16 protein-coding genes are annotated in these 18,914 nt (G+C 38.8%); 3 read left to right on the top strand and 13 right to left on the bottom strand.

Annotated features, from left to right (window positions below; all coding sequences use genetic code 11):
- Positions 1–7: 7 nt before the first annotated feature.
- The gene (locus GGQ60_RS22620) at positions 8–3,259 is read right to left on the bottom strand and encodes a SusC/RagA family TonB-linked outer membrane protein (protein WP_183768694.1); all 3,252 of its coding nucleotides are present in this window, start codon (positions 3,257–3,259) and stop codon (positions 8–10) included.
- Positions 3,260–4,062: 803 nt separating this feature from the next.
- On the opposite strand from GGQ60_RS22620, the gene ettA reads away from it, so the two are divergent.
- On the top strand, positions 4,063–5,742 hold the full coding sequence (ettA, locus tag GGQ60_RS22615; RefSeq protein WP_183768692.1) for an energy-dependent translational throttle protein EttA: 1,680 nt from the start codon (positions 4,063–4,065) through the stop codon (positions 5,740–5,742).
- Positions 5,743–5,953: 211 nt separating this feature from the next.
- On the opposite strand, the gene GGQ60_RS22610 is transcribed toward ettA, so the two are convergent.
- From GGQ60_RS22610 to GGQ60_RS22580, 7 genes are all read right to left on the bottom strand, one after another.
- Entirely contained in the window at positions 5,954–6,337 is a 384-nt protein-coding gene (locus tag GGQ60_RS22610; RefSeq protein ID WP_183768690.1) for a hypothetical protein, read from the bottom strand.
- Between the two features lie 19 nt (positions 6,338–6,356).
- Entirely contained in the window at positions 6,357–6,704 is a 348-nt protein-coding gene (locus tag GGQ60_RS22605; protein ID WP_183768689.1) for a hypothetical protein, read from the bottom strand.
- 276 nt (positions 6,705–6,980) lie between these two features.
- Positions 6,981–7,718: a GDSL-type esterase/lipase family protein gene (locus tag GGQ60_RS22600; protein WP_183768688.1), complete on the bottom strand. Its 738-nt coding sequence runs from the start codon at positions 7,716–7,718 to the stop codon at positions 6,981–6,983.
- A 58-nt stretch (positions 7,719–7,776) separates the two neighbouring features.
- Complete coding sequence (locus GGQ60_RS22595; protein ID WP_183768687.1) at positions 7,777–10,467, bottom strand: TonB-dependent receptor; 2,691 nt, start codon at positions 10,465–10,467, stop codon at positions 7,777–7,779.
- Positions 10,451–10,684, bottom strand: coding sequence for a DUF1456 family protein (locus GGQ60_RS22590; RefSeq protein WP_183768686.1), 234 nt, complete (start codon positions 10,682–10,684; stop codon positions 10,451–10,453). The genes GGQ60_RS22595 and GGQ60_RS22590 overlap by 17 nt, the downstream gene beginning before the upstream one ends.
- A 149-nt stretch (positions 10,685–10,833) precedes the next feature.
- Positions 10,834–12,138 carry a DEAD/DEAH box helicase gene (locus GGQ60_RS22585; RefSeq protein ID WP_183768685.1) on the bottom strand — a complete coding sequence of 435 codons (1,305 nt, stop codon included), beginning with the start codon at positions 12,136–12,138 and terminating at the stop codon, positions 10,834–10,836.
- A gap of 51 nt (positions 12,139–12,189) precedes the next feature.
- Complete coding sequence (locus GGQ60_RS22580; protein WP_183768683.1) at positions 12,190–12,408, bottom strand: hypothetical protein; 219 nt, start codon at positions 12,406–12,408, stop codon at positions 12,190–12,192.
- A gap of 236 nt (positions 12,409–12,644) precedes the next feature.
- On the opposite strand from GGQ60_RS22580, the gene GGQ60_RS22575 reads away from it, so the two are divergent.
- Together GGQ60_RS22575 and GGQ60_RS22570 are read left to right on the top strand one after the other, a co-directional pair.
- Complete coding sequence (locus GGQ60_RS22575; protein WP_183768681.1) at positions 12,645–13,118, top strand: ribonuclease H-like YkuK family protein; 474 nt, start codon at positions 12,645–12,647, stop codon at positions 13,116–13,118.
- 261 nt (positions 13,119–13,379) lie between these two features.
- Entirely contained in the window at positions 13,380–13,847 is a 468-nt protein-coding gene (locus GGQ60_RS22570; RefSeq protein WP_183768679.1) for an SRPBCC family protein, read from the top strand.
- A 6-nt stretch (positions 13,848–13,853) separates the two neighbouring features.
- On the opposite strand, the gene GGQ60_RS22565 is transcribed toward GGQ60_RS22570, so the two are convergent.
- The 5 genes from GGQ60_RS22565 to GGQ60_RS22545 all read right to left on the bottom strand — a co-directional run bounded on the left by GGQ60_RS22565 (position 13,854) and on the right by GGQ60_RS22545 (position 18,914).
- Entirely contained in the window at positions 13,854–14,435 is a 582-nt protein-coding gene (locus GGQ60_RS22565; RefSeq protein ID WP_183768677.1) for a DUF4468 domain-containing protein, read from the bottom strand.
- A 96-nt stretch (positions 14,436–14,531) separates the two neighbouring features.
- Positions 14,532–15,551 (bottom strand): porin, encoded by a 1,020-nt coding sequence (locus GGQ60_RS22560; protein ID WP_183768675.1) that lies wholly within the window; start codon positions 15,549–15,551, stop codon positions 14,532–14,534.
- A gap of 39 nt (positions 15,552–15,590) precedes the next feature.
- Positions 15,591–16,994, bottom strand: coding sequence for an ammonium transporter (locus tag GGQ60_RS22555; RefSeq protein WP_183768674.1), 1,404 nt, complete (start codon positions 16,992–16,994; stop codon positions 15,591–15,593).
- 347 nt (positions 16,995–17,341) lie between these two features.
- On the bottom strand, positions 17,342–18,289 hold the full coding sequence (gene mnmL / locus GGQ60_RS22550) for a tRNA modification radical SAM protein MnmL/YtqA (RefSeq protein ID WP_183768673.1): 948 nt from the start codon (positions 18,287–18,289) through the stop codon (positions 17,342–17,344).
- Between the two features lie 121 nt (positions 18,290–18,410).
- Positions 18,411–18,914 (bottom strand): tetratricopeptide repeat protein, encoded by a 504-nt coding sequence (locus GGQ60_RS22545; RefSeq protein WP_183768671.1) that lies wholly within the window; start codon positions 18,912–18,914, stop codon positions 18,411–18,413.

Genomic DNA, 18,914 nt, shown 5'->3' with positions numbered 1-18,914 from the left:
ACAATCTTTAAAAACTTAAACTCACACCTAAATTGTATACCGTTTGTACAGGGTAACCTAAACCGTTTCCACCCATTTCTACGTCCCATAATTTAAATGAGCTAAAGGCAGCAAGGTTACTGGCATTTACATAAAACCGGGTAGCCCTGATTCCAAGCTTGTTTTGGATCCTGGTTGGAAGATTATAACCGAGCTCTACCGTTTTTAATCTTAAAAATGACCCGTTACGCATCCACCAGGTTGAGGTCTGATTATTATTAGCGATAAACTTATCACTCAAACGCGGCCAGAATGCATATATATTACGATTCTCTTCACTCCAGTGGCTGTTTGCAATCACGTCGAGAAGACCATTTTGTGAACCGCCGTTAAATACAAACGGAGAAATATTTTGCGGATTGATGAAGAATGATGAACGGGCAGAACCTTGGAAAAAGGCAGAAATATCAAAACCTTTAAAACCAAATGTTCCTCCAAAACCGTAAACTATTTCTGGCGATTGTGGTAATCCAATAGGTACAGCATCTGCTTCTGATATCACACCGTCGCCATTTACATCCCTGTATTTGATATCGCCGCCACCGTAATCAAGTCCGGGCTTACCTGCAAACTGTACAGGTGAATTTTTGGCTTCAGCATCATCAACAAATAGCCTTTCTGCGATATATCCGAAAGCTTGGGTGCTTGGCAATCCTACACGTGTGCGGTATGCCTCATTTGTATTATAAGCTGGTTCATCGTTGATTAAAACTTTATTGGTAGCGTAAGTAAAGTTACCTCTCAATTGCAGATACATGCTGTTTCCAAAAGATTTGTTGTAGTTGGCCGAAAAGTCAACTCCCCTGCTTTCCATCTCGTTTGTATTCGCCTTAACTGCCGCCTGAAGTCCCATGGTACTTGGCACATATACCCTATCTGTTAAAATATTTGAACGGTTTTGTTTATATACATCAATATTGAGACTTAATGCATCGAACAGGGTCATATCCAGACCAAGATTGAGTTGCTTGGATTTTTCCCATGTGATTAGAGGATTGGCATAACGAGAAATTGAGATACCATCTTTATAATAAAAGTTATTCTCACCGAATGTTGCGCCAAAAGTTCCGTTATTCATGTTTACTTCTGAAAGATAGAAGAAACGATCCTGAGTCCTTCCAATCTGATCATTACCGGTTATCCCATAAGTGGCTCTTAATTTTACATTGCTTAATACTTTGCTCAATGGTTTGAAGAATTTTTCATTTGAGATCAGATAACCCAAACCAAAGGATGGGAAGAAACCAAAACGGTTATTTGCTGCAAAACGCTCCGATCCGTTATAACCAAAGTTGAATTCTGCCAGATAGCGGTTATCATATCCATAAGTTGCACGTCCAGATACGCCCTGGTTACGGGATGGCAATGACAACTGAAGACTTCCGGCGTTTGCAGCCAGATAATTTCTCATATTGGTAATCAACATGCCGGTTACCGCATGTTTTTCGCTAAAAGTATGGTTGTAATTTACCGCTACTTCTGTATAAAAAGTGGAGTTCAAACTTTTAGTTCCTTCAGAATAATTCAGATATTCTGTTCCGGTAAGGCCGTAGGTGGGAGGTGCACCGCTATTTAATAGGTTTAGTATAAAATCCCCACCAGCCGGATTGGGAATAGCTGAATAATAAAAAGGATTATAATTTCGCGCAATATCAAAATAGGAATACCGGATTACATAAGACATCATCCGTGCACTTAAACCTGGCAGTAAGCTTTTCAGATCTTGCTTAAGTTCGATCTGTGTCTGCAGGGTTGAAGAGTTGTTATCCTGATACCCTTTTACCATTTCTGCGTAAGGATTGATATAAAGTGATCCGCTAGGAGAAATAGCGTTACCAAATAACGGATGTTTAGCATATGGCTGGTAACTTGCAGGATAAACCGCAGGGAACATTACCGGATTTGACCACAGTGCCTGGTTAAAAATTTTCTGGCCTCCATTGATTTTATTTCCGTTGCTATCGAAACCTCCTACTGGCCCCCTGTAATCATCAAACTGACCGTAAACCCTTACAATAGCTTCAGTGGTATTGGTCAGGTTAATGTTAACCGTAGATCTTAATGAATAATTTCTCAGCTTAATATTACTGTTAAAATTATTGAGATCAGCCACTTTCAATACCCCATTATCAATATTATAAGTACCTGAAATATAGTAACTCGCTTTACTACCCCCACCGGTTACGTTCATATTATAACGTTGGTTAAACGTATAATCTTTAATTAACTCTTCGATCCAGTTATTATTTGGATATAAAAGCGGGTTATCTCCAGCTGCCGTAGCATCAATTTTGGTTTGGAGGTAAGGTAATATGGCCAATCTGCTCCTGGTTAAAGCGGCTTCGTTTGCCTGCTTCATGTAGGTAACATTATCTGCGAATTTGAAATTTCTCGTATTACCGGATAATGAAGTTTCAGCACGAAAAAAATACTTGGTTTCTCCGGCCTGTCCTGCCTTTGTTAAAATCAAAAGTACACCATTTGCCCCTCTGGCACCATAAACCGCGGCAGCTGTGGCATCTTTCAATACGTTAAATGAAGCAATATCATCGGGTTGCAAACGGGCCATGTCATTTTGAGTGGATTCCACACCATCAATCAAAATCAAAGGATCTTGCTTACCTGCGCCGAAACTACCTAATCCCCTGATAAAAAACGACGCATTATCTGCCCCGGGTTCACCGCTTCGCTGATAAGCAATCATACCAGCCACCCTACCAGCCAGCATCGTGGTCAGGTTACTGGTTGGTCCTTTCAACTCCTTTGGATTAATTGAGGTGATTGAACTGATTACACTTTGCTTTTTCTGTGTACCAAAACCAACTACGGCAACATCCTGAAGGGAATTGGCATCAGGCTTTAATACCACATTAATGATATAACTTCCATCGCCGGACTTTTCATAATCAGCGACAGCTTTGGTTTGTGCTTTGTAACCTACCAGGGAAAAAAGCAATTTACCGGAACGGGCTACTTTTATGGTGTATCTTCCCAGATCATCTGTAGAAATTCCGCGGCTTGTTCCGGAAACTTTTACGTTTACTCCTGGTAATCCGCCCAAAGTATCTTTGACCACCCCTTTTACCGTTACTTCATTCTGAGCCGAGACCGAAAAGCCTATGCCCAAAAATAACAGCATACTGAGCAGCGTTCGGAATACGCCTCCACGGAAAAATAGGCAGCCCGAAATCAGGACATTCTTTTTGTAGATTTTTCTCATTTTTTGATTTTAGTTGAAATTGTTTGTTGATTAGTTTATTCATGAGCGTACCAATCACCATATGGTCAAACCTTATGATGGCAGATATACTTACTTTGCAAAACTCAGCTGAAAGCTTTTCTAGTTAGTGAAAGAGCTTGATGATAAATTAGGCAAAATCATCTATTATAGGGGTAACTATAAGTTGATGTTATTCCAATGTTTTTAATAGTTTGGTTTTCTCCATATGTGCATTATTATATTTGGTTGGTTGCAACAAATTAACTATTAAAATCCCTATCCGAGTGAGGGGCAATATGGTAATTTTTAGGGGCCAAATTAATATGAAAAACCCATCAGGCGCTCAATTAAACAATTATTATCCAATTAAAACGTTTAAGTAACGCTTATTTTTCTTAGAAAAAATTATACCTAACACATGAAGTTCGCAGAATACAGCAAGTGCTTATAATACTTTGTTAAAGTTTAGACACCATCTGATTTCGATGACATTATAATATAGCAGCGACTCCAAGTCCTTCAAGTCAAAATGACGATTCTGCCATTATCAAAAGTTATGATATACTTCACAAACATTTTGTAATGGCCCTGTTGTTTTTATCTTTGTACCCGGTCTGGGCATTACCGCTTCGGAGCTGGGATGGATGTAAGGTTTGGTACAAACGATTTTTTTACAGCGCTAAGGAAGTTGTTTGGTTGGTAGGCCCGCTAACTGGTAAAAAGGGATTTATACTGATCAGCCCCCTTAAAAAATCTCCGTTTCAAAGAAAAAATGCCTTAAATACGCTAATATTAAAAATATCATGTCTGACGAGAAAATAATATTTTCAATGGCAGGTGTAAATAAAATTTACCCGCCACAAAAACAGGTTTTAAAAAATATTTACCTTTCTTTCTTTTACGGGGCTAAAATCGGGGTGATCGGTTTAAACGGTTCGGGTAAATCATCGCTTTTAAAAATCATTGCCGGTTTAGATAAATCTTACCAGGGCGAAGTGGTTTTTTCACCAGGTTATTCTGTTGGTTATCTGGCACAGGAACCTATCCTCGATCCGGAGAAAACCGTTCGCGAAGTAGTTGAAGAAGGCGTTGCCGAAGTAACCGCTATCTTAAAAGAATACGAAGAGGTAAATGAAGCTTTCGGCCTGGAGGAAAACTATTCTGATCCTGATAAGATGGATAAGTTAATGGCCCGGCAGGGGGAGCTTCAGGACAAAATCGACTCTTTAGGTGCCTGGGAAATCGATTCGAAACTCGAAAGGGCTATGGATGCCCTGCGCTGCCCGGATCCAGACACTAAAATAGCCGTACTTTCGGGTGGTGAGCGCCGCCGCGTGGCCATGTGCCGTCTATTGCTCCAACATCCTGATGTATTGTTACTGGACGAACCTACTAACCACCTTGATGCCGAAAGTATCGACTGGTTAGAGCAATTCTTACAGAATTACGAAGGAACCGTTATTGCAGTTACCCACGACAGGTATTTCCTGGATAACGTTGCCGGATGGATTTTAGAATTGGACCGTGGCGAAGGCATTCCATGGAAAGGAAACTACAGCAGTTGGTTAGACCAGAAAGCAAAACGTTTGGCTCAGGAAGAAAAAACCGAAAGCAAGCGCCAGAAAACTTTAGAGCGCGAGCTCGAATGGGTGCGTATGGCACCTAAGGCACGGCATGCAAAATCGAAGGCACGTATTGCCAACTATGATAAATTAGCTTCTGAAGATGGACGAGAAAGAGAAGAAAAACTGGAACTTTTTATTCCTCCGGGCCCGCGTTTGGGTAATGTGGTAATCGAAGCTACAAACGTTACCAAAGCCTATGGCGATAAAGTTTTGTTCGATAATTTAAATTTCTCGCTGCCTCCTGCGGGTATTGTCGGTATCATCGGGCCAAACGGGGCAGGTAAAACCACTTTGTTCCGTTTAATTACCGGACAGGAAGAAGCTGATGCAGGGACTTTCCGCGTTGGCGAAACCGTAGAGCTGGGTTATGTAGATCAGATGCACAACGACCTCGATGCCGATAAAACCGTGTACGAAAATATTACCGATGGTTTAGATAACATTCAGTTGGGCAACAAAGCAGTTAACGGACGTGCCTATGTTTCAAAATTCAACTTCAACGGTGGCGATCAGCAGAAAAAAGTAGGAATTCTTTCCGGTGGAGAGCGTAACCGTGTTCACCTGGCTATTACTTTGAAAAAAGGAGCAAATGTACTGTTGCTGGATGAGCCGACCAACGATATCGATGTGAACACACTGCGTGCCCTTGAAGAAGCTTTGGAAAACTTTGGTGGTTGTGCCGTGGTGATCAGCCACGACAGGTGGTTCCTCGATAGGATCTGTACACATATCCTGGCCTTTGAAGGTAACTCTGAAGTTTATTTCTTTGAAGGTAATTATTCAGACTATGAGGAAAACCGTAAAAAACGTTTAGGTGATGTTACACCAAAACGCATCAGGTATAAAAAATTAAGTTAATGCAAAGTCCCGATCAAAAATCGGGACTTTTTTGTTTGAGGCGTTAATGGAAAGGTTTTAAATAAATCTGAGTGTTAAAAAAAGACAACTTGAAAAACCAGAAAATGTCATGTTGAGCCCAGCCTGTACTGAGCTTGACGAAGTATCGAAACGCTTACCATAAATCTACGTAGGTCCTTCGACAAGCTCAGGATAACCATTTTTCTTATAATTATGCAGGTTGAAAAGGAATAGGCTTTAAGCTTTCTTTGGCTTTTCGTTTTCCCCTGAAAAAGAAATACAGGTTAATAAACAACATTATGCCCAGATAGATCGCAAATCCACCGATCTTTGAGCTTAAAGCTTCTATTAAATTGCGGTAATTATTTTCGTGGATGGTAATTTTCATGATTAGCAGGGCGAAGCCGATATTGAGCAGATAAAAACCCGTTTCGAAAAGTTTATTGGTAGCCCCCGCTATTTCTTCCCTGCCCTTAAAAATATCGAGCATATATACCTTACTGTTTTTGAACAGCGTTTTTGAAACATAAAAAGTTAAAAAAAGTGCAATGGGCAGGTAAACTGCATAGCCGATTAAAATTTTAGTCGTTTCCATAATGAAAAAATTTAGGTTGTTATTTTATTAATTTATGTATGGTATAGGTAAGCAGGTAAATATTTGAATAATGAAGTACCGATAAAATGCAGACAATGGTGGCCACCTTTACTGCCATTACTTCTGCCAATTGCTGCCATGAAGTGATCGTCTCCCAACCTACCAAGGTCATGGCACAATAACCTATGTTTACCAGGTAATAAGCAACCAGTAGCGTTTTATTGATCTGTTTGCAGAGGTCGAGGTGATCAGGGATCAGTTCAGCTACAAAGATATTTCCGTTATGGTAGCATATTTTTCCTACAACTACTATGATAAATACGATAGCCGTTATAAAAATGGCATAGCCGAGTATATTGTAATCCATAACCAGCAACTTTAATTTATTTATTTTTCAGGAAAAAATGAAAGTACAGGTTAAAAAAATACACCTCTTTAGAGGCAGTCTTTAAAATGTTTTATGCGCTTTTTCCTATCACCATGTAAAAGTAAGTTAAATTTATTAAACTTTCAAATATTATTGAAAATTCATGAAAATAAACTATCACATCAGTTTATCCTGAAAAAATCATTGCTATGAGTGATATAAAAGTCCACTAGGGATAGCGCGCTCTGCTCCGCTTTACTTCGGTAGAGGTGACTGCTAATGTCTGCTTTTCAAGGCTTTTTTCACCGCAGCATCTGTCACTTCTTCCATTATTTTATAACCTGCAAGATTAGGATGAACACCATCAATTGTTAATTCAGCCCGCTGCCCTTTCCTGTCGTCTACCAAAGGTGTCCAATAATCCAAAATGGTGTAATTTCTATCTTTTGCATAGGCGGCAATCTTTTCATTTAAATTAACAATGATATCGGCTGCTTTAATATTCTTATTCCACGGATATTCATAAACAGGCAGGTATTTACAAAGTATGACCTTAATATGGTGTAACCGCGCCAGTTCTGCCATCGATTTAATATTATCCATAATCTTATCGATGGTAACATGACCTGTATTGCCTGCAATATCATTACTGCCCGCCAAAATAATCACTACTTTTGGCTTAAGGTTAATTACATCCTGCCGGAAACGGATAAGCAGTTGCGGCGAAATCTGCCCGCTTATCCCCCTATCCAGATAGGGGTTTTTAGTAAAATATTCAGGATCTTTCTGCTTCCAGAATTCAAAAATCGAACTCCCTAAAAATACCACCCGTTTTTCTTTTCGGTTTGGCAGGGGCAAAAGTTCGTTCTCTTTCTGGTACTTCGTAAGCGCCGCCCAATCATCGGCAAAGTTTTCTTTCTTAGGTTTATTGTTTAAAGAATCTGCATTCTGAACCTGGGCAAATAAATTGCATGCAGAAATTAGCAAGATGAAAAACAAGAATTTACTTTTCATGGGGTATATAATTGGTAACAAGCGAAACGCTAAACTAAATAATCTGGATTTAATTATTTTATTCGTCGACGTTAAAGTTACTATCCACTTTACCTTTTTTATTTCCAAACTGACTCAGGTTATAGCTCAAAGTAGCTTGTACAAAACGGCTGATGAACCTTGTCCTGTTCTCGGAAATAGCGTTATTGCTGATACTGCTGCTAAACAACGCTCCCTGATTAAACAGATCGTTTGCCTGGATAGAAAAAAGAAGTTTATTATCCTTTAAAAAAGAGGTATTTAGTCCCATATTTACCAATAAAGGATTTCCGGCAGATAGATTATACCCAAAATTTAAACTTTTAGAGACCGATGCATTTACCCTAAAACGTTTATTTGGAATCCAGCTGCCATTGCTATTTAAAGCTAAAACCTGGACATTCTTAATATTCTGATTCATTATAGAATAAGTGTTTGAACTAAAACTGTACGACACACTGGTATTAAATGAATATTTTTTCTCGTTCAGGTTAAGCCTAAAAGCATTTGAAACGTTAATCCCACTACTGCGGTTTAATACGTTTTCAGTATAAAAAACATTATGGCTGTAGGCAATGTTGCCATTGATCGAAAGTGACAGCTTATTGGTCAACAATCTTTTATTTAAGGAATAATTACCTCCCACATTGTAAATACCGTTTACATTCTCGTAGGTGGTTTGCTGTTTTAAGCTGTTTAGCGTATCACGCAGAAAAATGGTGTTACTGACTACGCTATTAAAAGCGAAAGAACCCGTTAAACCTGCCATAATACTCAATCCCGACCTAAGGCCAAACTGATTATAACTCAAATCGGCAGTATGGCTCGATGTTGCCTTGAGGTCCGGATTACCGATAACCAGGTTCTGCACGTCATTATTATTTCTGATAGGCTGCAATTTATTAAAATCAGGTGAGCTGGTATAACCGTTGTAACCGAAACTTAAATTTTCATTGTCTTTAAGCTGGTAACTTAAATTTGCAGAGGGCGAAAAATTTAACTGATAGTTTTTTAATTCCTCCCCCCTATTTTGGTATTTACCCATTATGATGCTCGGTGAAAAATTAAGCCCGAAATTGTAACTGATCTGCTTGGTATTGGTACTAAAACCAATTCCAAAATTCTGATTAATAAAATCAGATACATAATCTTGCCCGAGCGAATCGACAACGAAACTATTACCGAACGGATTGGTAACCATGGTAGTTTGCAGATTCCGGTTCCTGCTAACCGAAAAACGATAAGAAAGGTTAATAAAGCTGTAGCCTGTACTGTCGTTCGGCTCTTTTAATGAATTGGAAAATTGGAAATTACCCCCAAAATTAGAGCTTGAGGTATTGTTCGCAACCAATCTGTTTAATAATGAATCTTTAACCAGTACGTTTGTGGTTTCGTTATAGTACCTGATCATGTCGTTAATCGTGCTGCTTGAATTTCCTTCGCTTGAGCCAAAATTAAATCCCATCGATAATGACCGTTTACGATTAGCTAACCGCGAAGACCAATTAACACTTGCATTAACATTAGGGTTTCTATTCCTCGAACCTGAATTAGATATCAGGTCCTGGTTAATAAAACCGGTTTTATTCGAAGTAGAAAATACATCATTACGGGTATTGGCTAAAGCCCCACTGAGCGAAACATTAAAATAGTTTTTCTTTGTGGCCCCATTTAAGCCCAGGTTGATGGTATTGTTTATGGATTTGGAAGTATTGGCACTTTCCCTTAAATCGAATAGGGTTCCCTGGGGATTAAAGGTTTCCAGGTAAGTACTCTGGACAGATTTATTAATGCCGTTAGTAAAATGGTACCCTCCATTAAAATTAAATTCCTTCGAGATTTTGTCTCTGATGCTACCGTTTAAAGCTCCATTGTTTACTTTGGCAAACTCATTATTGGTTATACCATAACGGCTTCCAAAACCAATTTGCTTTGTTTTTTCCCATATATTACCTTTAGTGCCAAGATGGTGTGCATTATTGGTAGCAGAACTCATATCCACCCCGCCGAAATAACCTTTACCCATACCAGGCTTGGTTACCAGGTTTAACATTTTTTGTGGCGTACCGGTCTTTATGCCTGTAAAGTTGGCTTCATCACCATAATCATCAATAACCTGAAGTTTAGCAATAATATCTGCGGGCAATTGCCTAATGTAATCTTCTACATTACCGGTAAAAAAATCTTCGCCATTTACCCGCAGCTTGGTCATTTTTTTACCCATGGCAGTAACTGCTCCTTTTTCATCAACTTCAACGCCTTGAAGTTGCTTTAACAGATCTTCAACCTTATCGTTTTCCCTTACTGCATAGGCCCCGGCATTATATTCAATGGTATCTTTCTTGATCTTAATGGGATTTACTTTTATTTTAACCTCTACATCTTGCAGACGAATTGTTTCCATTTGGAGCATAATGGGCGCTAAAACGGAGTTTTTCTCCGAAGATTCAATTTCATAGACGGAGGCAAATGGTTTATAGCCCAAAGCAGCAACGGAAAGATAGAATTTATGGTGGCTTACCTTTGCGAATGTAAAATTCCCTTTCGCATCAGAAGTTGAACGAAGGGTATCTTGATTGGCAAGTAATCGGATAGATACACCCTCGATAGGCTTTTTCAGGGAATCGATGATGCTGCCTCTTATTTTAAACTGAGACTGTGCGAGAGCGTTAAAAGAGAAAGTGATCAGTATAAAAAATAATAAAAAGCATAATTTATTGCTTTTTTTCATCCCTCGGACCTCTTTTGTAAATCACCAGACCGTTTAAAAAATTACGGAGGATCTGATCGCCACAAGGTTTAAAATTCTCATGATCTTCATTCCTGAAAATATCACCCAGCTCAGCTTTGGTTACCTTAAAGCCTACCAGGTTGCAAATGGTAATAATATCTTCCGTTTTTAATGATAAGGCTACTCTTAATTTTTTTAATATATCGTTATTGCTCATGGGGTTTGAGTTGTTGAATGTTTAATGTTAGAACGTTTTAAAGCTAAAATGTTGCGGGCCCGAAAAAAATTTAATGCTGGAAAGTTCAAAGTTTGACGGTTGCCTAAAGCCAATGAACTATTGGCTGATGAACCATTGAACCAAAAGGCTCAACTGGCAATTTTTAATTTAAGTTTTTTCCCTTTAATTTTTTCTCCATCTAAGGCTTTCAATAGTTTTTCTACTTTGTTTCTTTTAACGGCTATGTAACTTGTAGTATCCTTAACTTCTATTAATCCGAGATCTTCTTTTAATAACTTACCTTTTTGCAAAAATAAACCAACAATATCAATTTTGTTGATTTTATCTTTCTTACCGTGCGCCAAATACAAGGTTATCCAATCGCTGGCCCCGGGCAATTTATAATGAGCTGATAAAATCTCTTCCTCAATATCATCAGGTAAATAACTATAATGTTCTCCGGTGGTTAAAATGGCGTAAGCTGTCCCTTTGGCATGCATCCGCGCGGTACGACCATTACGGTGAATGTAAGCGTCCTGTGTATAGGGTAATTGGTAATGTACAATGTGCTCTACTTCCGGGATATCAAGGCCACGGGCAGCAAGGTCTGTTGTGATCAGAATCCTATGGCTTCCATTTCTAAATTTTAATAAAGCCTTTTCTCGGTCAAACTGATCCATTCCACCATGAAATACATCATGTCCTAGCCCGTTTTCGAAAAGCAGATCGCTGATCCGGTCGACTGTTTCCCTATGATTACAGAAAACCAGCGTATTTTTATCACCTATCTTACTTAGCAATCGAAAAAGATAATCTAATTTATCGGCAGCCGGCGCGGTTACTTTTTTAAGTGTTAGATCTGGCCTGGCTTCTGTATGCTTTGAAAAATCGACTTCTACCGGAGTATTGATTTTCACAAATGCCGGGATCTCTTCCATTTTCGTTGCCGAAGTCAGTATTCGCTGTTTTAACGAAAGTAGCGAGCCGATAATATAAGACATGTCATTTTCGAAACCAAACTCAAGCGATTTATCAAACTCATCCAAAACCAGTGTTTGGATAAAAGATTCGTCAAAATTCTGGTTATCCAGGTGGTATGCTATTCTGCCAGGTGTACCGATTAAAACGGCTGGCGGGTGTGCGAGGTTATTTTTTTCTATCCGTACCGCATGACCACCATAACAGCAGTTTACCTTAAATGCAGTACCCATTTGTTTAAACACCTGCTCGATCTGCAGGGCAAGTTCCCTCGATGGCACTAAAATCAGTGCCTGGACACCCCTTACCCCTGTTTTTAAGCTGGAGAGCACGGGCAATAAAAAGGCTAATGTTTTTCCCGAACCCGTTGGTGCAATCAGTATCACATCTTTACCGGTTCTGGCCGCTTGTAAAGAAGCTTCCTGCATCTGGTTAAGTGCAGTAATATTTAATTTTTTTAACGCATGTTCTATCATTCAGCCATAAAGGTAATCATTTCCCCCTGGGCAAAAACCGGTGATTTGGTTTTAGGGCCTGAAAAACCGGTTCTTTAATTTGCGCAACCTCGAAAAATTTAAGGTTTTATCCAATAACATTAACATGTTTCCACGTTTAGACATGGATGATAGCACTTTTTCATTAATGGTATCAACAGAGGATAAAATTCTATCTGCCAGCTCATCCGAAAATTTATTGGCCCTGCTATTTTGTAATAACTGGAGCTCTAAAATCAGTTCTGCTCTCATAGTTAAGATTTTTTATGAATGTACAAATAGTAACGACCCGGATAATAATTTGTTTCAATAAATTATAAGTTGATCCAAAACATTATTATTAACTTGTTGATAACTAATATTTTGTTAGCAAATAAACCATTTACACTTAACACATATTTAATTTTTAGCACTTATTTTTATAGAAACCTGATAACCATTTGTACCAAAGGGATTTCCTTTGGAGTTAACCTCAAAAAATACAATGTATGACGTGGAAAAAATTTAATGGTGAAATTATTAAGACTTCGATCTTGGAAGAAGTAGAAAAAGCAATTATCAGAGAAAGCGAAAATGGCTATAAGCTTAAAGTTTGCATCGGTACCGATTCGCAGGTAAAAGGAGCCATAACCGATTTTGCAACGGTAATTGTGCTGTTAAGAGAACATCATGGCGGCTTTATGTATATCCACCAGGAGAAAAGCACGCAACAGGTAAGCATTAAGGAAAGAATGCTGATGGAAGTACAAAAATCTATTGAAACCGCTTATTCTATCTGCGATTTACTTGACATTTATGATGTAGCACTGGAAGTACATGCTGATATCAACACCAGTCCTTCATTTAAATCGAACAAAGCACTTAATGATGCGATGGGTTATATTTTAAGTATGGGTTTTATCTTTAAAGCTAAACCGGAAGCATTTGCCAGTTCCACTTGCGCTGATAAAATGGTACATTAAGCTGTAAGATGTGAAATTGATGATGGGATCAGGTTCCTGAAACCTAGCGCCATCAATTCGGGCGTAGCCGAGAAATCTATAGGCCACTTTGGGGATCAATATCCCTAATAGATCCCTCCACGCCTGTACGGCAAGGCATTCCGCTGCACTTCAGTCGGGAGGACGAAACCCGTCGCGCTCCAACTGCGCCTTCATTCTGCAAACTTTGCGGTTAAATGCCAACAAAACTGCATCTTTGTTGTTTTAGCTTAAAACAAACAGTTGAGAACTTATAGATTAGAATTTAAGCAGAGAATCCCAATAGATTTAGATACTGCGTGGGATTTTTTCTCTTCGCCCTTAAACCTGGCAGAGATTACCCCAAAAGATATGGCATTTGATGTTACCTCGCCTAATATGGCGAATACCAAAATGTATCCGGGTTTAATTATTACGTACAAGGTTTCTCCTTTATTCGGAATTAAATTGAGCTGGGTAACCGAAATTACTCATGTGAAGGATAAAGAATATTTTATAGACGAACAGCGTTTCGGCCCGTTTGCCTTCTGGCACCATCAACATCATTTCGAAGAAATAGATGGAGGTATTTTAATGCACGATACTTTGCACTACAGTATAGGATGGGGCCCGGTCGGCAGCATTGCAAATGCAATACTCGTAAACAGTAAAATCAAAGAGATTTTTAAATTCCGCTATCAGAAAGTTGAAGAACTTTTTGGCAAGTTTTAATTTGAGCTATTCCCATTTTTTGGTAGAAATGGTTTCGGTTCTCTTTTTGGCTTTCTCTACCCTGTCGGTTGCTAAATATCTTTTAAAATCCTCTCCAAATTTTTCAATTTTAGTGTAGGTACTATTTACAATATCTTTCCATGCTCCGGCCCCAAGCTTGCCTGGCGTACGTTCTAAAGGCACACCGATTTTAGTGGTGGCTACGAAGTTTCCATAACGGTCGCGTTGATAGGGTATAAACAAAAGATCAGTTAACCAAAAACGGTATTTCCCTTTACGAACTTCAAATACAAAATTATAGCTCACTTCGCCACTTGGGTGACCGACCACTAAAATGGTTTTATCGATAATCATAGTTCCTTTGGCCAAAACAGAGGTATCGGTAATGCTTTCTGCTTTCATCGTTTTTTTTTGAACGACGTTAACAAAAGATTTGGCCCTTTGCAATAAGGTATCTTTACTTAAAGATTGAGAATCTACCACCTGATAGTAAATAAAATTACCGTTATCATCTTTAGCAAACTGTTTTTGTTGTGCAGAGAGATCAATAGAAATGGTAATCAAAAGAATCAGAAGAATGTATTTCATTAGAATGGATTTATAACTAACCGGATATTTTTAAAGATACAAAAAAGCCGTCCGGATTTTACACCAGGACGGCTCAATATTAACAAATTTATTCTTTTAAAATGCGTAAACCGCGGCTAAAGAAAACTGACCGGCATTTGGCGCAGCTCCCCCGCTTTTGTTAAAAAACGGTTTATCTCCGCTATGGTCTAATCTAACTTCCGGGATAAAAGTTAAACCGCCAGATTTAATGTTTGCAGTTAAAGTTACGGCAGTATATTTTACGCCTTGAACCGGACCTACATCTTTATACTTAAAGTACTCGCCTCTTAAACCTAATATTACACCATCGGCTACCGCATACTGAGGGTAAAGTGCAGCACCTGCATAACCACCACCATCGTTATCGATATCGTAATTTGCAGCATTTAAGCCCAGTTTAAATTCTTTAGTAATCTGATACGAGGTTGTTAAATCTTCGATAGTACCATAACCACCAGCGCCTGCGCCCGACAAGACGTTAAGATAAGCAGTCCACCCTTCTACCGGTGCTACCATTAACTGCCCGCCTACTGCAGACACCCCACGTGTTGCGCTATAAACGTTCCAATCGTTGAAAACACCTGCCATTAAACTCACTTTATCAGAAAATTTATAGGTTGCTTTAATACCTGCATTCTGAAACGGACCATTGGTAAATAAGTACGAAGTAGAATAGTTGAAGTTACCAACCGGCGAAATTACTTCGTAGCCTATAAATGTACCCATATAACCTGCAGTCATTGAAAATTGATCGGTAAAATCATAATTCACATATAAGTTTTGGATATGGAAAGATGAACCACCCGCAGCAGCATCCGGGATGGATTGAGATTGCCCTCTCGGACCAAAAGACAGTTCCCCTACAAATGAAGCTTTGCCAGTTTTTTTCTTCAAAGCAATATCGATCATACCCAGCGATACCGAATTATGGTCGCTGGCAAACGAGGTTGTGATATTGTTTGCTTTCTTGGCAAAATCATATTTGAAATAAGTATCAACCGAACCTGAAATTTCAAGTGGTGATGTGGTGGTCTCCTGCGCCAGGGCACACGTAGTGCCGGCCATTGCGAAAATAGCGGTTAAAAGTTTCTTCATGTTTGAGCTTGAATTGAGTTTAGATATTATATAAAATCCTTAAATTGGTTCTGTTATAGGACTGTTTTTTTCGATATAGATGGCTTTCTCTTCCACTAATAAGGTTCCCTGAGAGTATTTTTCGTCGTGCTGAGATGCATCTAATCCTAATTCTTCTTCTTCTTCTGAAACCCTGATTGGATTAATCAAGTTTACCAGTTTGAAAATAATGAAGGATACCACGAAGCTAAAAACGATTACGATCAAAGCGCCTTTTAACTGGGTGATAAAGAATGCTGCATTACCGTAGAACAATCCATCGGCACCAGCTGCATTAACTGTTTTTGTAGCGAATACGCCTGTTAATAACATACCAACGATACCGCCTACACCGTGACAAGGGAAAACATCCAAAGTATCATCTAAGCTGGTTTTTTGTTTCCAAGTAACTACCAGGTTAGAAATAACCGCAGCAATGGCGCCGATGAATATACTTGATGAAATGCTTACAAAACCGGCGCCTGGTGTAATGGCTACCAAACCTACTACAGCACCGATACAGAAGCCCAATACTGAAGGTTTTTTACCCCTGGCTACATCGAAAAACATCCATGATAAACCGGCAGCACCTGCAGCTGTATTGGTGGTTAAGAATGCAGAAACCGCTAAACTACCAGCGCTTAATGCAGAACCCGCATTGAAACCGAACCAACCGAACCAGAGTAAACCTGTACCGATTAAAACATAGGGAATATTAGCTGGTGGAACTTCTTTATGTTCTAAGTGCGATTTTCTGCGTTTTAAAACCAATGCACCTGCCAAAGCCGCCATACCTGCCGAAATGTGTACTACCGTACCCCCAGCAAAATCCAACACGCCCATTTTGAACAGGAAGCCTTGCGGATGCCAGGTCCAGTGTGCTAAAGGAGAATAAACGAAGATTGCAAATAATACGATAAATAAAATGTAAGAGGTGAAACGGATACGTTCTGCAACAGCACCAACCACTAAACCTGGGGTAATGATGGCGAACATTAACTGGAACACAGCAAATAAAGAAAGCGGGATAGTTAAGTCCGCCCCTCCCTGCAAGTGAGGTGCTCCAGAGTTTACCCCTTTAAAGAACAAAAACGTTGATGGGTTTCCGATAAATCCGCCAATAGTATCACCAAAAGCTAAACTAAAACCTACAACTGTCCATAAAACAGTGATTACTCCTGCAGCTACCACACTTTTGATCATGGTAGACAACACATTTTTACGATGAACCATACCACCATAAAAGAATGCAAGGCCTGGTGTCATTAAAAATACCAATGCGGCAGCGATTAAAATAAAGGCAATATCCGGACCGCTGTACTTTCCTTCATCAAAATTTGGAAGAAGAGGAATAAATAGAGCGAAAATTGCGACAACCATCAAAATAACGAAAGGCGCAAACTGCTTAAAGGAGAATTTACTCATAGTTTTTAGATTTATTTGTTAGAATTGATTAAATAGTGTGATTTTTGGTTATTTATTTTTCATAAAAATACGACATATTGTAACTTTTACACCATTAAATTGAAATATTTTAACAAAAAACAGTTATTTTTATAAAACACAACAAAAATTTACCTAAAAAATAAAAATAATGAAAAAAATAGCGGATTTTAATACATCTTTTTAATAAAAATAAAACATCACATTTTAAGCATTTTACAATATTTTACATGAAATACACCGCCAATAAGTAAAAAAAACTCGCTAAAAACAGAAAAACCAGTGAAAATTCACTGGTTTTTCAAAAAAATATATAAAATTCTATTCTTTCAATAAAAATACTCAGAACCCTGAATAACACCCCTTTTTTCGATTTCTTTATCCATATAGGTCTGAATTGCCGATTTATTAAGCCCCCAGTTAGGCGCAATTAATAAATCCCAGTCTGAAATACCAAAAAGCCGTTGTATTACAATATCAGGCCGCAACAATGGGATCAGTTCGCAGAGCAGATCAGTGTATTCTTCTAAAGAAAACAGTTTAAATGGTTCTTTTTTGTATTTCGCCCCCATTATTGATCCCTCTACCACATGAAGGTGGTGGAATTTTACAAATTTGATCTGTGGAAAGCGGTTAATCTCGTGGATGTAGCCCCGCATTTGCTCCCTCGTTTCCCAGGGAAAGCCAAAAATGGTATGCACACAAAGATCGAGCTTGCTGTCTTTTAAAAGCTCAACCGCAGCAACAAACTCAGCATGACTACAGCCCCTGTTGATCTGATTAAGCGTTTCATCGTAAATCGATTCCATACCCATTTCAAGATCCACATCAAAACGATCGGTATAACTTTCCAATAAGGCTACCTTTTCTGCATCGATACAATCCGGACGGGTACCCACTGCAAATCCCACAATATCTTCCGTGTTGACAGACAAGGCTTCATCATACATCATCTTTAAATAGTGCGCAGGTGCGTATGTATTGGTGTTGGGCTGAAAATACACGATATACTTATCGGCTTTGTAAGCGGTTTTGGCCCTTAGCATACCTTCTTCGAGCTGGTCTTTAATGTTGGGATTTTTCCGTGAAGGCTCTGGTGTAAAAGAATCTACATTGCAATAAGTGCAACCGCCATACCCCTTGCTGCCATCGCGGTTGGGGCAGGTAAAACCGCCATCAACAATTACTTTAAATACACGTTGTCCTTTATATTTTTCGCGCAGATACGTGCCGTAATTTTTATATCCTTTTATACCTGAATCTACCTGTGTTCCCATTGTTTGCAAAAATACAGTTTTTGAACGAGACGTGGGGTTAGATTTAAGACATTACATAGCAGATGTGAGATTGAGCCTACAATTTGGGATTAACATATTGCAGAGAGCTGTTAAATAAACCTTACTTTATTTTGGACAGGTACATTGCGGCATCCTTATTTCCTAATTCACTGGCCTTTTTTAAATGTGCTATTGCGTTTTTAGTGTCTTTCTGCAAGTTAAAAACCACACCTAAATTAAATTCTACTCCCGAATAATATCCAGCCAATTCATTTTCACCATTTTCTACAGCTAAAGCCTGCATTAAATGATACTGGGCAGATTTTAGATCTCCGAGATGTAATTTACACTCCCCCAATAAAGCATGGGCTACAGGAAAGCCATTATTTATTGATTCCTCAAAATATTTACCGGCTGCAGCATATTTTTTCTGATCATAAAGCTCAAGTCCTTTATCAAATTGGCGAAGTCCTTTATCCTTTTCGATTTTTTGGTTAATGGAAGTAATATTTGTTTCATCATTAGACTTAAAAAGAATTTTATAACCCAAAAACAGCATGAATACTGTAAATAAAATACCGAATACAATCAGCTTAGTACCCTTTAAAGGTTGTTTTTTTCCCAT

Origin of the sequence: Pedobacter zeae, assembly GCF_014196715.1 — a bacterium.
Lineage (GTDB): Bacteria > Bacteroidota > Bacteroidia > Sphingobacteriales > Sphingobacteriaceae > Pedobacter > Pedobacter zeae.
The sequence above is the reverse complement of the archived record's forward strand: the minus strand, read 5'-3'. Positions and strand labels throughout refer to the sequence as shown.

Bases quoted from the DNA above. Each gene is read 5' to 3' on its own strand.
- GGQ60_RS22620 (WP_183768694.1), bottom strand. From the start codon at position 3,259: ATGAGAAAAATCTACAAAAAGAATGTCCTGATTTCGGGCTGCCTATTT.
- ettA (WP_183768692.1), top strand. From the start codon at position 4,063: ATGTCTGACGAGAAAATAATATTTTCAATGGCAGGTGTAAATAAAATT.
- GGQ60_RS22610 (WP_183768690.1), bottom strand. From the start codon at position 6,337: ATGGAAACGACTAAAATTTTAATCGGCTATGCAGTTTACCTGCCCATT.
- GGQ60_RS22605 (WP_183768689.1), bottom strand. From the start codon at position 6,704: ATGGATTACAATATACTCGGCTATGCCATTTTTATAACGGCTATCGTA.
- GGQ60_RS22600 (WP_183768688.1), bottom strand. From the start codon at position 7,718: ATGAAAAGTAAATTCTTGTTTTTCATCTTGCTAATTTCTGCATGCAAT.
- GGQ60_RS22595 (WP_183768687.1), bottom strand. From the start codon at position 10,467: ATGAAAAAAAGCAATAAATTATGCTTTTTATTATTTTTTATACTGATC.
- GGQ60_RS22590 (WP_183768686.1), bottom strand. From the start codon at position 10,684: ATGAGCAATAACGATATATTAAAAAAATTAAGAGTAGCCTTATCATTA.
- GGQ60_RS22585 (WP_183768685.1), bottom strand. From the start codon at position 12,138: ATGATAGAACATGCGTTAAAAAAATTAAATATTACTGCACTTAACCAG.
- GGQ60_RS22580 (WP_183768683.1), bottom strand. From the start codon at position 12,408: ATGAGAGCAGAACTGATTTTAGAGCTCCAGTTATTACAAAATAGCAGG.
- GGQ60_RS22575 (WP_183768681.1), top strand. From the start codon at position 12,645: ATGACGTGGAAAAAATTTAATGGTGAAATTATTAAGACTTCGATCTTG.
- GGQ60_RS22565 (WP_183768677.1), bottom strand. From the start codon at position 14,435: ATGAAATACATTCTTCTGATTCTTTTGATTACCATTTCTATTGATCTC.
- GGQ60_RS22560 (WP_183768675.1), bottom strand. From the start codon at position 15,551: ATGAAGAAACTTTTAACCGCTATTTTCGCAATGGCCGGCACTACGTGT.
- GGQ60_RS22555 (WP_183768674.1), bottom strand. From the start codon at position 16,994: ATGAGTAAATTCTCCTTTAAGCAGTTTGCGCCTTTCGTTATTTTGATG.
- mnmL (WP_183768673.1), bottom strand. From the start codon at position 18,289: ATGGGAACACAGGTAGATTCAGGTATAAAAGGATATAAAAATTACGGC.
- GGQ60_RS22545 (WP_183768671.1), bottom strand. From the start codon at position 18,914: ATGGGAAAAAAACAACCTTTAAAGGGTACTAAGCTGATTGTATTCGGT.